Origin of the sequence: Agrobacterium sp. Azo12 (genome assembly GCF_029193765.2) — a bacterium.
Lineage (GTDB): Bacteria > Pseudomonadota > Alphaproteobacteria > Rhizobiales > Rhizobiaceae > Agrobacterium.
In genome coordinates this window covers 793,040-807,056 of record NZ_JARFYO020000003.1, presented here as the reverse complement: position 1 = coordinate 807,056, position 14,017 = coordinate 793,040, and the positions used below count along the sequence as shown (strand labels likewise).

The window sequence follows — 14,017 nt, the reverse complement described above, 5'->3', positions numbered from 1 at the left end:
CATGATGTGCGCACCACGAATGAAAGTTGTTTAAAAACGCAACCTTGGGGCCATCAGGCACCTTGATGACGAAGACGCGTCACGAATCAGTTTTGTAGAGCGTGAAATCGACCAACTGATTCTTAGCTACAGCCAATATCCGCCCCGTTGCCCAGTGACCGTCAAAACGGCTCGGATATCTCGTCCAAACAGACCTCTCAGATTCGAAAAATCATCAAAATCATGAATCAATGATGCCTGATCGATTCAGATTAGTCGTTGGACGATATCCGGGTCGGCAGCGACAATCCGGGCATGGAAAAACCCGACAGACATACCATTCATCTTCAACGGATCGACCGGGCGCAAAACATGCGGCGCTTCTACATGTTGAGCATTCAACCGACATTGTTCGGAGAAGTCTCGCTTATCCGAAATTGGGGTCGTATCGGTGCAGCAGGTCAGACGATGGTCGAGACATTTGACCGTCCGCATGATGCAAAAACAGCATTTCTGCGCATTGAACGCCAAAAAATACGCCGCGGTTACCGCGATCTGGTGGGCTAGAACCGGCCACTCAAAGCACCCCCCCAGATTGCTTACATATTTGGCAGTTTCGGCACCGGCGACGTCATTAAAACAAAAGGCCGGTCGACAAGACCGGCCTTTCAACTCTACGGCTCAATACGCCTCATCGGCGTAGCAAAAGTTTGCCTCAATCAACGCCAGCCAAGTGCTGGAGCAATCTGCTTCAAGATCGTTTCAATCACATGCGTGTTGTAGGCGACACCCAGTTGATTTGGAACGGTCAGAAGCAGCGTATCAGCCTCGGAAATAGCCTCGTCAGCCTTCAGTTGTTCGATAAGGGCTTCCGGTTCAGCTGCATAGCTTCTTCCGAAGATTGCGCGTGTCTTATCGTCGATAAAACCGATCGTATCGCCTTCCTTGTTGCCGTAACCGAAATAGGCGCGATCCATATCATTGACGAGAGCAAAGATGCTACGGCTGACCGAGACGCGTGGTTCACGGGCATGACCAGCGTCTTTCCAGGCAGCACGGAACGCGCGGATTTGTTCCGCCTGCTGAACATGAAACGGTTTGCCGGTTTCGTCTGTCTTCAGTGTCGAACTTTGCAGGTTCATGCCAAGTTTTGCGGCCCATTCCGCCGTCGCATTGGAGCTTGAGCCCCACCAGATGCGCTCGCGCAGACCATCCGAATGTGGTTCGAGCCGCAACAGACCAGGAGGGTTGGGGAACATCGGTCTTGGGTTGGGTTGCGCAAATCCGTCGCCTTCAAGGAGATCAAGGAAAACTTCGGTGTGCTGGCGCGCCATGTCTTCTTCTGTCTGGCCTTCTGCCGGGCGATAGCCAAAATACCGCCAACCGTCGATAACCTGTTCAGGCGAACCGCGGCTGATGCCCAATTGCAGGCGTCCGCCGGAAATCAGATCGGCCGAACCAGCGTCCTCGATCATATAAAACGGGTTTTCGTAGCGCATGTCGATGACGCCAGTACCAATTTCAATCGTCTTGGTTCTGGCACCGACAGCGGCAAGCAGCGGGAACGGCGAGGCAAGCTGCCTCGCAAAGTGATGAACGCGGAAATAGGCGCCATCTGCACCAAGTTCTTCGGCTGCTACGGCAAGGTCGATCGACTGCAAAAGAGTGTCGGCAGCCGAGCGTGTTTGCGACTGAGGGGAGGGCGTCCAGTGCCCGAACGATAAAAATCCGATCTTTTTCATGATGGCCTTCAAAACGTTGGAGAACTACCGGTCACGCCGGCATCATTGTTGCCAGTCATATAGGCATCATTGCCCCTTATCCAATCCGGCAAACAAAGACAGCGTGTCGTCGAATTGTGAACGATCGCCCTCATTACACGCATTTGGCACGGTAACCGGCACACAGCCACATTAACCGGCCCACAGCGACATACTGTCACAACAGCAATCACCGGTCGCCATCGTTCTTAACGATTGTTAAAGCAGCATATACGTTTCCACTGGTAGCCCGGAGTAAAAGCGGATGCCCGCCGATTTCAATTCAGAATTACACGCTCGTCCGTCGATCTATTTTGAAGGCCCGGCTTTTGTGGAACATCTCGCATTTATGCCTGAAACGGCGGCAGCACGGCCCAATGTCGACGACCACGTCTCAAGGATCAAGGAGGATAATTCCTTCAAGACCCAAATAGAGCATCATACGGAATTTGTTACCGTCACTCGAGTTCATCCCATTGATAACACCAGTGAAAACTGGCCAACATCAGGTAGCACAACAGGCGAATATGCTGAGGTTGCCGGCCTTACAGATGCCCGACTTATTTGCCGTGTCTGCATTCTGGTATCGGGCCCAGCGCCAGCTGAACTTGGCACTGTCTTGAGAAAATTTGGCTTTGGCGACACCGCAGCATCGTCTATCGGCAACGGGGCTGCCCAGGTTTGCTCCGATTTCCGCGTCCATGATGACCAAAGCAGCCGCATCATCCTGTTCAACAATGATTTGAATGCCTATCGCCTCGGCCGAATGATCAGACGGATATACGAAATCGAGACGTATCGCGCCATGGCGCTGCTTGGTCTTCCCGAAGCCAGACGCCTGTCGCCACGGCTGGTCGATTTCGATGCCAAGCTGGTGCAATTGACCAGCCGGAATTTGAGCACCTCGACATCAGAGCATAAGGCCCTACTGGATGAAATCTCGTTGCTGTCTGCCGAAATCATTTCCGCAACAGCTGAAACCCGTACGCGTTTTGGGGCAACAGCGGCCTATGCGAAGATCGTTGAAGAACGGATTTCAGAACTGCGAGAGCAACACGTCGCCGGTTTCCAGCGTTTTGGAGTATTTGTCGCGCGTCGTTTCAATCCAGCCGTCCGCACGTGTCACGCCACAGCTGTGCGGTTAGAGCAGCTTTCGCATGCAACAATGCACATGATCGATCTGTTGCAGACACGCATTCAGGTCGAAATCGAGTACCAGAACGCCGTGCAAATCCAGGCAATGGCCGACCGTACCGCAACGCAGGTCAAGATCCAGCGCGCTGTTGAAGGTTTCTCGATCATCGCCATCAGCTACTATCTGCTCAGTCTGCTAAAGACGGTCTTTGAGACACTTGAACATTCAGGTTATCACCTGAGCCCTATGGTCATGCTTGTGTCGATACCGCTCGTCATTACCGCGGTTTGCATCACCATATTACGTGTAAAACACGCTTTGAAACACGAGGCGTGACAGCACGGTAGAGCGGATGTGGGCGCGCTATATGCAAGCCAGCACATATTCGCTCAACTCAATCGGCCCCGACTTCGGCGTCTTGAGCGTAATCGATGTAAATTGCACCGATGAGCTTTCCAGAATTGTCGGTTACTGGATGCAATCCATCCTCAAAATCGCCCTTTTCCAGCCTATCTGCCAATGCGCGCAGAGCATTGGCACAGGCCTTGTCGATGGCTTTTCCCGTCGGGCCACTCAATTTCAATTCAACGTCACAGTTCAGATGCTGTGAGAAATCCGCCTCATCCCGCACTGTAGGTACCCCTATTTGCATTTTTAAAGACCGATGACCGCGTTAAGGATAACAGAAAGGACCATGTCTGGCATAGCTGGTGACTAAAAAAAGACGTCGCATCAATTTGATAGCGGCAGGCAGTGACATAACGACAGGCTGTCAATCACCGGGGAAACGTCAGCTCAGCGGCAATCGTCAGAGCCTGACGCTCTAGGCCTATCGACCATACGGATATCTCGCCCCTTGAGACGTCGACATCAAAAAACAGCAAACTATTGTAATCAGGCTGCGCATCGTGTCCCCCTCATGCAAAATTAGCAGAACGATTTCAGGCCGATCTGCGAACAGTTGTCATCCCCACTTTGGGTGAGCAATCGAACTGACGGCGGAAATAATGCGTTGCTGACGGCTTCCTTCGAGAGCCGGCAGAGCGCCACTCGCCAAAAGTTGAATTCCCTATCTCTGGCAGGGGAGTATGGTTCGCCACGTAAAACAGATGGCTGGAGGAACCATGACGCGCCTGACCGCAAAAGATTTCCCGCAAGAACTGCTCGAACTTTACGACTTCTACGCTCACGGGCGGATTACAAAACGAGAATTCCTCGACCGGGCCGGCAAATTCACCGTCGGCGGTATGACAGCCATCGCCCTTCTGGGAGCGCTCAGTCCCAATTATGCTTTGGCCCAACAGATCGCCTTCACTGATCCGGATATTGTGGCAGAGTACATCACCTACACGTCACCAAACGGTAATGGCGAAGTTCGAGGTTATCTTGTGCGCCCGGCCAAGGACGGCGTGGCGGTTACCGACCGGAGGGGCGGGATTGTTGTCGTGCACGAAAACCGCGGTTTGAACCCTTACATTGAAGATGTTGCCCGTCGCGTGGCCAAAGCGGGATTTGTGGCACTTGCTCCCGATGGACTGACTTCGGTTGGCGGCTACCCGGGCAATGACGAAAAGGGGCGTGAGCTGCAGCGACAGGTCGATCCGACCAAGCTGATGAATGACTTCTTTGCCGCCATTGAATGGATGATGGCCAGCGGCCTCACCACCGGCAAGGTTGGCATCACCGGCTTTTGTTATGGTGGTGGCGTATCCAATGCGGCGGCAGTCGCGTATCCTGAACTTGCTGCCTCCGTACCATTCTACGGACGTCAGGTTCCGGCGGCTGATGTTGCGAAGATAAAAGCACCTCTGCTGCTGCAATTTGCCCAGCATGACGATAACGTCAATGCGGGTTGGCCAGCTTATGAGGCGGCCTTGAAGGAAAATGGAAAAGTCTATGAGGCTTACATTTATCCGGACACCAATCACGGTTTCCATAATGACTCCACGCCTCGCTACGATGAAGAGGCCGCGAAACTCGCCTGGGACCGCACGATAGAGTGGTTCAAAAAATACGTTGCCTGACACGGCTATGACAGTTGCAACTGGCAAGGGCAGAGGCGTCTCTGCCCTTGCCAGCTATGCGGGCTCGCAGGCTATTCCGGATCAGCTTGCCGCTGCTTTTGCGTCATGACTGTGACGATCAACCTGCGTGGCGACGATCTTCGCCACCAAGTGGGTCAGGTTTCTTGCTTCGAAACGATCCTTCAGTCTGTCGAGACGATGCTCGATCGTTCTAGGCGACAGATTAAGCAGTTCGGCGATTTCCTTGGTGGACTGCCCTTCAATCAGCAGCTGAATAATATTGTCATCGGTGATGTCGGTCTTTGCCTCCAGCATACGGGAGATGAAGAAACGCCCCTCGATCAGGCTCAGACACCAGCCGGGTTTTCCCTCCACCTTCTGCGGCAGGATAAGGCGCTCGTAGCCAATCCGAACACCGAGAAGTTTTGTTCGCACGACATCAATGGCCGGACGTTTAGATTCGAGCGCCCGTGAATAGCTTGCGATGATCGCATCATCAATGAAGCGACGGTCGAGGTCGCGCAAGGCAGCATCGGGAAACTGCTTTTTCATTTCATTCAGCAGACCACTCTTGAAACCAAAATCCTTCACACGACGGAAGCGCCAGTCGTAGGGATCATCTGCGCTCGTTGTGATGACCGAAAGCGCCATCTTAATAGTCAGCCGGCTGAGGATACCGGCATAGAGCTCATCGACACCAGTGGTTTCGTCAGACTGCAACCACGCATCGATAAGGTCCTGAGAGAGTGAATTGAATGAACCCATGTCTGCATGTGCCGAGTATGAAATTATCGTTTTGTTTCAACGGCAATATGATTGACATTCGTTAGCAAACGATTGTTGCGCCATACGAAAAATATCCAATCATCGAGAGACCCAAATTTGCCCGTGACTCGCACGAATGAAGCAAGCACGGCTTTGCCGACACGTCGGTTTTTTTCAACTCGACCCATGCTTCTCGGTGAAGGAACACAACGCAAAAAAACAATGCTGCCATTAATGCTCTGTTGAGCATGGACAAAAGCGCCACCTTAAAAGCGAACCGACAGGGTAAAATTACCGTCCGTAATTATTCCGCCGTTTAAGAATTGGATGGAATTGTGGCGGCCGAGGGCGACCAGAACCGTCGCAGCCTGCCTCTCCCTGGAGGTTGGCAACAAATGGGATCGGCCGGTCGGCTAAGCATTCTTTCGTCTCATGAGAGGCGTCCCCATTTCCCAGCATCCGATTTTAATCAACAAACGCGACGATCGTCATGACGATTGCAACCACAAAAGCGGCAGAGATCAAGGACAACGAGACAAACATGCCGCAAGCAATCTCATGCTGACCTTTCACCGGTAAAACAGGACAACAAATGCGACTGATGACCACCATCCCTGCGGGAAGAATTGTAATGCTGTGCGGCACCGCCTTGCTGCTCGTCTCGTGCTCTGGGGAGCCGTCTGCAAGCGACATCAGCAAGGCGCTGAACGGCGCAATCGAGGAAGAACAGAACCAGATGAAAAACCTGACTGCGGGATTGAGCGCAGGACTTCCCGGCGTCGCCAACCCGGTCAGCGAGATGATGTCGATCCAGATAACAGATCTCGAGAAGATCGGCTGCAAGGAAAGTGGTGAGAAGGCCTATGTCTGCGACGTGCGTTACACCGCAAAAGGCGGCCTGTTCGGTAAAGAAGGCCGCGACATCACAACTCCGATCAGAATGGTCAAAGCCAGTGACGGATGGGCCGCATCTGCCCGCTGATGCCTTTCCTCTTTTATCACCATTGCAATCCTGAAAGATACATCATGCGATACCTCCTAGCGACGGCACTCACTGCCAGCGCGCTGATGGGCACGACCCCGGCCAGCGCCCAACAGGCGCAGAAGATTTATTATTCCGGCGCATTCAATTGCGGCCAGACCGACTACACTACCAACTGGAATATCCGCAAAGACCAGTCCGGCGACATTGCGGTTACCGTCTATTATCAGCAGCGTGGCTCCAACCACGTGAACTGGCTCGACTTGACCGAGCGCAAGACCTCCAACGGCATGCAGCTTCACGATGCCAACGGTAACCCAAGACTTGATGTAGCAGCCGACGGCGATACGATCCGGGCAATCTGGATGAAGGGCGCTCCACAATCGGATTGCTCGACTTTTGCAGTAAGCCGTTCAGACAGTCCACGGGATCGCTTCGACCAGTTGTTTGCGCTGCTCGATACCAGCAAACCGGATGAGGAGGTCGCAGCCAAGGTTGCGGATGCAACACGTTTCCCGCCAATCGTTTACGCCCTGCCGGAACTCGATCAGACGACCTATTCACAACGTTATAGCACGTCGATCTCCGAGTTCTGGACACGCTACAGAACAACACTATCAGACGAACTGACGGCGATGCCGATCTCCACGGACGCAGAGCGCAAGGTGTTGAGCGAACGGGTTGATGCTGCCCTGTCCAACACCCTGCGTTCCTCAGCTGACAACAACGGTTTTCGGGACATGGTGACGATGCTGCAAAAGACGGCCGATCGTCTGGCAGACAGTGGCGCCAGCCCGGCCACCGTTCTCGGTAACAGCGACGCGGGCCTGATGTGCCAGCGTTTTACCAACCTCAACTTTGCCTATAACTATTTCGAGTTCGACAAGCTTCAGCTCGCAACTGCCGTTCCTTTCGATTACTGGACGCGCGACATGGCAGAAAAATTCCTGGAAGATGCACCGAGTTGCAAGGCCATTCACAAGGACTATTCTCAGCGCCTGGCATCGCAGTGGGCTGAAATTCAGAAGAGCCAGCAATTCATTGAGACATTGCGCGCCGAACAGGCCCGTCTGCGTGCACTTCCTGCAACGGTCGAAACGCTGGTTGACACAAAAAACCTCCAGCCGGATCCGGAAAAAGTCCGTCTTGGTTACGGTCAGTCCAATTTGTCGGACCGTTTCTTCGGTAGCCCTCTGGATGCCCGACGTCAGGAAATTCTTTTCATTGCCATGAAGGACATTGATGATCAGGTCGCGTCCTTTACCCTGGACAAGCCGGACGCTGCCAAACAGATCGGCGACCTTTGCGATCAGCTTGGATACCTTCGTAATCTCGGTGAAGAACAGCGCACGACAGTGCGTGAAAAATGTGAGGCTGTCCGCACAACACTCGACGAAAAGCAGACAACTGCAGCCCTCGAGAAGGTAACCGTTGCGTTCGCCTCCGTGGAACCAGGAACCGAACAGGCCAAAGTAGCACGCGAACTGTGCAGCGATCTGCCTTCCAAGTTGAGCGGTAACGCGTTCTCTGCCGTCCATAGCGCTTGCCAGGTCGAGACGACGAAGCTGGCAAAGAAGGAAGATGAATTGCGTTGCACCAACGCGCTGGCCGCTTCGGGTGCATCAGAAGACTTCCTTGAAACAACAGTTGCGGTGGCCGAAACCAGTGGAACATCAAAGGCTCCACTGAAGGACCTCGTCTGCAAGGGTGCGGTGCGCGAGATCAATGTCAGCTTCTCCAGCAGCGGTATGTTGATGTGGAAAACACAGGCCATGACCGTTCGTTTCCCAAATGATGAAGAGCCATGGCAATTTGTCCTGAACGAAGATGAAAACGATGCGGACTGGGTACTCGCCGTCGAAGACAAGTCAACGATCGAGCGGCTGGAAAAGCAGCGCATGCGCATCGAGATCGTCTCGGCCTGCTTCATGGGTTCGCCAGCCTGCCACCCCTGATCCTGGAAAACCGTTGAGTGTAAAGGGGCAGGTCAACACCTGCCCTGTTTCTCTGCCCTCTGTTCTGCGAGCATATCCATGACTTTTTCGAGATTATCCGCACTTGGCCTTGTGGCTGGCATTTGCATCGCGTCGACATCACACGCCGCCGAATTCCGTTCGACCTATTCCGAAACCCTTGCCTGCCCGGTGACTGAAGAGGGGGAGGATGCCTTTATTCGGGAATGCACCGGCCCCGGGAATGTTCGGGCCGTGCTGCAATATGTCGAAGGGCTGGTTGGCGTGTTCTACCTGCCTATGGGTGGTAAGACGCCGTTGGAACGTGACGACATGTTCGAGATCAGCCCCAAGGCACGCCAACCCTATGGTGCGAAGCTTGAATGGCGCCAGCGCGTCGGTGATGCCACGCCTTGCGCAGCCGTGATCCGTGTCTTTACAAATAAGGGTGAGGTACTGGTGGTCAATGAACTCGCAACCGGCAACCGCATCGGCGTCGTGAAGGCCAACCAGCAGGCACGTGTTCTTGCTGATCGCACCTGTGGTGAAGCAAAGGCAGTGCCCACTTTCGCAGAAGCAGAAAGCACACCGGTGGTCAAACCGGTCACGTTGCCGGCAGAAAACGGCAATGTGTCAGATGCCGCGCGGTTGGGTAGGGAACGCTTCATGCAGATCTATACAGAGACTGGTATCGTCGGTGCAATCGAGGCAATCGAACAATGCTATAGTGATTTTCAGAAACAGCCGTCTGCAACAAAGCTTGCAGAATGTGGGGCAATTGATCTGACAGGCGCTGAAGCTGACGGTTCCGTCTTGAGCGGTCGGCCGGACCTGCAACAGGCTTTCCTTGCAAAGGATAAACCGGCGGCACGGCTCACCGCGGGGATGAAAACACTTGGCCTCGATGACAAGGCGCGCCAGACCTTCACTCAAGAATTCGAAACGGCCACCGGCATGCGCGTCGCTGCTCAAGCTCCAGCAAAACCGCAGAGCGGATCGGTCTTCAACTTTTCCGAATGATCGGGGCTGCGATACGCCAATACAAAAGCCATCACGACCGCTGTCGTGATGGTGGCGACCAGACGAGGTCTGTTGTAAGCATGTTGTCTTGATCTACACATACAGGAACCAACCCTAGGTGCCCTTCGTTTGCAATTCCGGGAGCGGTAGCAACTTCGTTGCCAGCTCATTACGTAAGGAAACGAGATGATGGTGAAGTCGTTGAGTAAGGGCGATAAGGTCGCCTGGAACACAAGTCAGGGTGAAACCAAGGGTAAGGTTGTCCGAAAACAGACCTCAGCAACCAAGATAAAAGATCATCCTGTCAAGGCGACACCCGAGGATCCGCAGTATATCGTGGAAAGTGAGAAATCCGGAAAGCGGGCCGCCCACAAACCCGATCAACTCCGCAAGTTGAGTTGACGCGCCCACGGGTCGAGCTTCCGCCTCCCGATCCAAACAAGTCATTGCGTATCAGCTACCAACGAGATTGATCTTCCCGTTTTCCTCGCCGTCCCAATACTGGATCACCTCGGCACTGACCTTCAAAAGTGCAAGTCCGGGCGTTGCGATACCGTCAGGAAACCAGTGATCGAGGCCATTTGTCCAATGCTCAGCAAAGTAGCTGCGATCTCTGATAATTTCAGCGACGCCGTCAATAGAGATGAATATTCCCGGTTTGCCAAGCAGACTGGGCGGCTCGCTAAAGGTCAACGTAACACTGCGGTCCCTGTTGATTTCGGAAATTTTTGACGTGTCGTCGTAGGTAAAAAACCACGAGTCCCCGTCATACTCGACGTCACCATTATTGCTCATTGGCCGCGTGGCAATTCGCCCATCCTCACGGCGTGTGCACATCATGCAGAAGTCAATTTTGCGGATATGTTTTGATAGGTTTTCCATGTTCCTCGTTGTCGTCATAATCGCTCCTCCCGCGATGGATGGCAAAGGCCACGCCCACGCGCCACTCATTCAGGATTTCTGAGAAAACCACTCATGACGGCGCAGACAGATGTAACCGTTCCACTCGTCATCCGTTCCATCGCCAAGAAGACCAGTTAATCGTGCTCAGCGGTTGCGGTGGCGGCGCCAAAGTGCAATCACACAAATTGCCTGTTGTTGCAGGCAGCAACTTGCGAAATGTCTTCATGTTCGACCCGCTGATAATTTACGCTGATGGCTCTTATGATCCTGCGACCCGGACAGGTGGCTGGGCCTTTGCCGTGTATGAAACCGGACAACTCATTCATTCGGATCACGGGAACGACGCCGGCCTGACCAACAATACATTTGAAGTGCTGGCCGTCATGAACGCGGTGATGTGGGTGCATGGCCATGCGCAGGGCCGGCAAGTCGTTCTGCGAACCGACTCCGTGCATGTTGTCGAAGGATGCCGGCACTGGCGGGCGATCTGGCGTGGCAATGGCTGGAAACGTATCAACCCAAATCAGCGGGCACGGAAAAGGCAGATAGCTGATGCATCGCTTTGGAAAGAACTGGACGGGTTTCTCCTGCGTCATCCAACCATTGAGATAGAATGGTGTAAGGCGCATTCCGGCATCGAGGGCAACGAGATGGTGGACAGAATGGCGCGGGCTGCCGGGAAGAGGTTACCACCCTAATCCGCCAACGTATCGATCGTCGCAAATCCCTGGAAACTGGATTTCTCTGAACATGACCCTGGCAGAACTCATACAAGGGTATCGCCCCCATATCGAAGACGCTTCCGTGGGCGTCCGGCGCAGTTGGGAAGAGACCTTCAAATATACGCTGAAACATTATCCGCCAGAAACCCGTCTAGAGGATTTCGATCTGGAAATATTGGCAGAAAAAATGTCCGCCGAAGGTATTCAGCCGCGTTTTGTGGATGGCTACGTCAAACGTTGGCGTGACCTGCTGCAGCAACAGAGGGAAACCCGACTACCGGGTCAGTGATATCTAAACAAGCCCTCATTGCTCAATGCCACACCACCCCGGAAGATGCCGTGCCTCGCCCGATTTCGCCAGCTTCATGGCTGTTGCCACGGCCTCATCAAAGGCACGATTGACATAATCAAGGCCGATACGGCGCCGGAGAAAATCAGCCCAGAAAAATTCCGAAAATGGAACTGCGACTTTGGCAAATCCTCCGGCCATCCGTAGATAACCGGCGAGAGATCTAAAAGGGTCGTCTTTGAGATCCTCGACCTTTTTCGGAATGTCGTCAGTGTGCCGTCGCAGGCCAGCGACATCAAATGGATAGATCAGATTTTTATGGTCCATCACCGACCAGAATTCGTCTTTGTCCAGATGCGCGAGATTGCTGACAACGCTGCTCAGGACATGTTCAACGCCTTCCTCGTGCAGGGCACGGACAAGATGATGATGATCAACAAGGAACAATCTGCCTTTGGGGCCAGCAACGACAGGAACAATATGATGGCCAAGAAAACCATCGCCCCGTGTCGGGGCTGTTTCCCGCCACTCTTTTCTTTTCAGTTCTACCTCGCGAAAGCCAACCGTGATCTGGGTCGGTCGCAATTTTGTAATCTCCGTACGGGTGAGGCGAGGTTCATAAATATGCGTCATGTCTGCTCCCTTGTTTTTTCCAAAGCAGTAACAGCATCGTCGACACTATAATTTGCACGGCGTAATAAATCCTCACCGCCACCAAGTGCCAACACGTCACGCACGGCGTCATGCATTCGGGCATAACGAATGGTGATATTGCGCTTGCGCAGGTTGGCATCGAACTCCAGCAAGGCATCAAGTGCTGTCGTATCAAGCTCAAATGTTTCTTCCAGACTGACAATGGCAGTGTTTGTGTCCGGATTTGCAAGAATTAAACGTGTGATGTCGGCAAAGATCGGCTCTGCATTGCCAAAAAACAGTGGCTGCGCCGGGCGCAAAACCATAATACCCGCCGGAGCCTCGGCATCCGGGTGCCGTTTCAGGTCTACAAAATTATGGCTACTGCCTAACCGACCCAGCACCATGATAAGGGGTGATGACAGTCGACGCAGGAATACAGCAAAGGACAGCACGATCGCCGCCAACATGCCATCCAAAACACCAAAAAACAGCACGCCCGCCGTTGCACCAAGAGCAAGGATAAGGTCGTGTTTCAAGCGCCACAACCTGATCAGCGGAGAGGGATCAAGTGCATGGAGCAGGGCGACAATGATGATTGCGGAAAGTGCCGCTTGCGGAATGTAAGCAAACCATGTGGACGCCACCAGACAGAAGATTGCCAGTCCGACGGCGGCAACCGCGGAAGCAAACCGCGTCTGCGGATTGGCGGCCTCACTGGCTGCCCCTGCGGAAAACCCCGCACCTACCGGCATTCCCTGCAAAGCGGCACTGGCAAGGTTTGCGATGCCAAGCGCTTTTAGCTCATTGTTCGCATCGACATTCTCACCATGCCTGAGCGACAATCCTCGTATTGTACCCCAGGATTCGGCAAACAGGATTAGTACCAAAGGTGGAGCAAAGCGCGCCACGTGGGAAAGTTCATCAAACGAGATCGCCGTGAAGCTGCCCCAGATCCCTGACAGATCGACTGATCCAACGATAGCAACGCCTTTGTCCTGCAGATTGAGCAGTATCGAAACGGGAATAACGAGTGCCAGTACCACAAGGCTTGCCGGCAATTGTGGAATCCGCCGCATGGCCAATAGAAAGGCCAGAGCTGCAGCCGCAACCGAAAGGCTATATGTATTCCACTGATCTGGATTGGTCATGATGCGCCAGATCGTCTCAAAAGTGCCGGCTCCTGTGGTCGACACCCCTGAAATCAACGGGAACTGTTTCAAGGTAATCAGTATGGCGAGGCCAAAAGTGAAACCGCGCAGCACCGGCCTAGAAATCACGCTGGAGAGTGCACCGAGTTTCAGCAGGCCTGCTGCCAGAAACAACAGCCCGACAAAAAACACCACCACGGCAACCAGCAGCATTTTTTGTCCAGGCTCAGGGACGAGTGCGACCAGCATGGCAGCCAGTATCGCAGCGGACGAAGAGGTCGGTGAGATGATCGCAAAGCGACTGCGCCCAAGGACCGCATAAACCAGACAGCCTGCAACAGCAGCGTAGAGTGCGTGTTGAGGAGGCACCCCGGCGATGCCGGAATAGGCAATAGCCTCGGGAAGCATGAGGCCAGCGACAGAGAGCCCTGCGAGAATATCCCGCCCTTTGTTAGTCACGTCGCACCTTGATCATCAGCGAAGTCCTTACGCTAAGACAGACCATTCCCATGTACTTTAGAGAGGAAGACTAACTTGAATTCCCAATGAAAATCCAGACCACAAAACAGGCTGCATTCCAGCAGTTAACGCAGGTTGCCACGCATGTTCAGGCGAAGGATCAAATGCTCTGAAAAATCAGAACATGCTTATATAGTTTTCAATTGTGTGGAACTGACGAGCACAGGCGCACTTAAACTGCCG

The 14,017-nt window shown here is 53.6% G+C and carries 15 protein-coding genes; 9 read left to right on the top strand and 6 right to left on the bottom strand.

All coding sequences use genetic code 11. The features are described from left to right. Positions 1-294 precede the first annotated feature (294 nt). On the top strand, positions 295-546 hold the full coding sequence (locus tag PYL13_RS25740) for a WGR domain-containing protein (protein WP_250984088.1): 252 nt from the start codon (positions 295-297) through the stop codon (positions 544-546). Between the two features lie 152 nt (positions 547-698). On the opposite strand, the gene PYL13_RS25735 is transcribed toward PYL13_RS25740, so the two are convergent. Further along, positions 699-1,721, bottom strand: a complete 1,023-nt coding sequence (locus PYL13_RS25735; protein WP_275642783.1) for an LLM class flavin-dependent oxidoreductase — start codon at positions 1,719-1,721, stop codon at positions 699-701. Positions 1,722-2,004: 283 nt separating this feature from the next. On the opposite strand from PYL13_RS25735, the gene PYL13_RS25730 reads away from it, so the two are divergent. Beyond that, on the top strand, positions 2,005-3,210 hold the full coding sequence (locus PYL13_RS25730) for a DUF3422 domain-containing protein (RefSeq protein ID WP_275642782.1): 1,206 nt from the start codon (positions 2,005-2,007) through the stop codon (positions 3,208-3,210). Positions 3,211-3,268: 58 nt separating this feature from the next. On the opposite strand, the gene PYL13_RS25725 is transcribed toward PYL13_RS25730, so the two are convergent. After that, complete coding sequence (locus PYL13_RS25725; RefSeq protein ID WP_275642781.1) at positions 3,269-3,451, bottom strand: hypothetical protein; 183 nt, start codon at positions 3,449-3,451, stop codon at positions 3,269-3,271. A gap of 547 nt (positions 3,452-3,998) precedes the next feature. Between PYL13_RS25725 and yghX the strand changes: the two genes are divergently transcribed. Further along, positions 3,999-4,898 carry a YghX family hydrolase gene (yghX, locus tag PYL13_RS25720; RefSeq protein ID WP_275642780.1) on the top strand — a complete coding sequence of 300 codons (900 nt, stop codon included), beginning with the start codon at positions 3,999-4,001 and terminating at the stop codon, positions 4,896-4,898. A gap of 81 nt (positions 4,899-4,979) precedes the next feature. On the opposite strand, the gene PYL13_RS25715 is transcribed toward yghX, so the two are convergent. Then, positions 4,980-5,663: a helix-turn-helix domain-containing protein gene (locus PYL13_RS25715; protein ID WP_275642779.1), complete on the bottom strand. Its 684-nt coding sequence runs from the start codon at positions 5,661-5,663 to the stop codon at positions 4,980-4,982. Between the two features lie 592 nt (positions 5,664-6,255). Here PYL13_RS25715 and PYL13_RS25710 point away from each other — a divergent pair. The 4 genes from PYL13_RS25710 to PYL13_RS25695 all read left to right on the top strand — a co-directional run bounded on the left by PYL13_RS25710 (position 6,256) and on the right by PYL13_RS25695 (position 10,019). Further along, complete coding sequence (locus PYL13_RS25710) at positions 6,256-6,645, top strand: hypothetical protein (RefSeq protein WP_275642778.1); 390 nt, start codon at positions 6,256-6,258, stop codon at positions 6,643-6,645. Between the two features lie 44 nt (positions 6,646-6,689). Beyond that, positions 6,690-8,600 (top strand): hypothetical protein, encoded by a 1,911-nt coding sequence (locus PYL13_RS25705; protein ID WP_275642777.1) that lies wholly within the window; start codon positions 6,690-6,692, stop codon positions 8,598-8,600. Between the two features lie 78 nt (positions 8,601-8,678). Continuing rightward, positions 8,679-9,617, top strand: coding sequence for a hypothetical protein (locus tag PYL13_RS25700; protein WP_275642776.1), 939 nt, complete (start codon positions 8,679-8,681; stop codon positions 9,615-9,617). Positions 9,618-9,806: 189 nt separating this feature from the next. Next, the gene (locus PYL13_RS25695) at positions 9,807-10,019 is read left to right on the top strand and encodes a DUF2945 domain-containing protein (protein ID WP_275643071.1); all 213 of its coding nucleotides are present in this window, start codon (positions 9,807-9,809) and stop codon (positions 10,017-10,019) included. 51 nt (positions 10,020-10,070) lie between these two features. On the opposite strand, the gene PYL13_RS25690 is transcribed toward PYL13_RS25695, so the two are convergent. Continuing rightward, positions 10,071-10,517, bottom strand: a complete 447-nt coding sequence (locus tag PYL13_RS25690; RefSeq protein WP_275643070.1) for a pyridoxamine 5'-phosphate oxidase family protein — start codon at positions 10,515-10,517, stop codon at positions 10,071-10,073. A 20-nt stretch (positions 10,518-10,537) separates the two neighbouring features. On the opposite strand from PYL13_RS25690, the gene PYL13_RS25685 reads away from it, so the two are divergent. Beyond that, on the top strand, positions 10,538-11,218 hold the full coding sequence (locus PYL13_RS25685; RefSeq protein WP_368077707.1) for a ribonuclease H: 681 nt from the start codon (positions 10,538-10,540) through the stop codon (positions 11,216-11,218). 52 nt (positions 11,219-11,270) lie between these two features. Continuing rightward, complete coding sequence (locus PYL13_RS25680) at positions 11,271-11,531, top strand: hypothetical protein (RefSeq protein ID WP_275642775.1); 261 nt, start codon at positions 11,271-11,273, stop codon at positions 11,529-11,531. A 15-nt stretch (positions 11,532-11,546) separates the two neighbouring features. On the opposite strand, the gene PYL13_RS25675 is transcribed toward PYL13_RS25680, so the two are convergent. Beyond that, entirely contained in the window at positions 11,547-12,164 is a 618-nt protein-coding gene (locus PYL13_RS25675; RefSeq protein ID WP_275642774.1) for a ParB-like protein, read from the bottom strand. After that, entirely contained in the window at positions 12,161-13,774 is a 1,614-nt protein-coding gene (locus tag PYL13_RS25670; RefSeq protein WP_275642773.1) for a SulP family inorganic anion transporter, read from the bottom strand. Before PYL13_RS25670 ends, PYL13_RS25675 begins: the two co-directional genes overlap by 4 nt. Positions 13,775-14,017 lie beyond the last annotated feature (243 nt).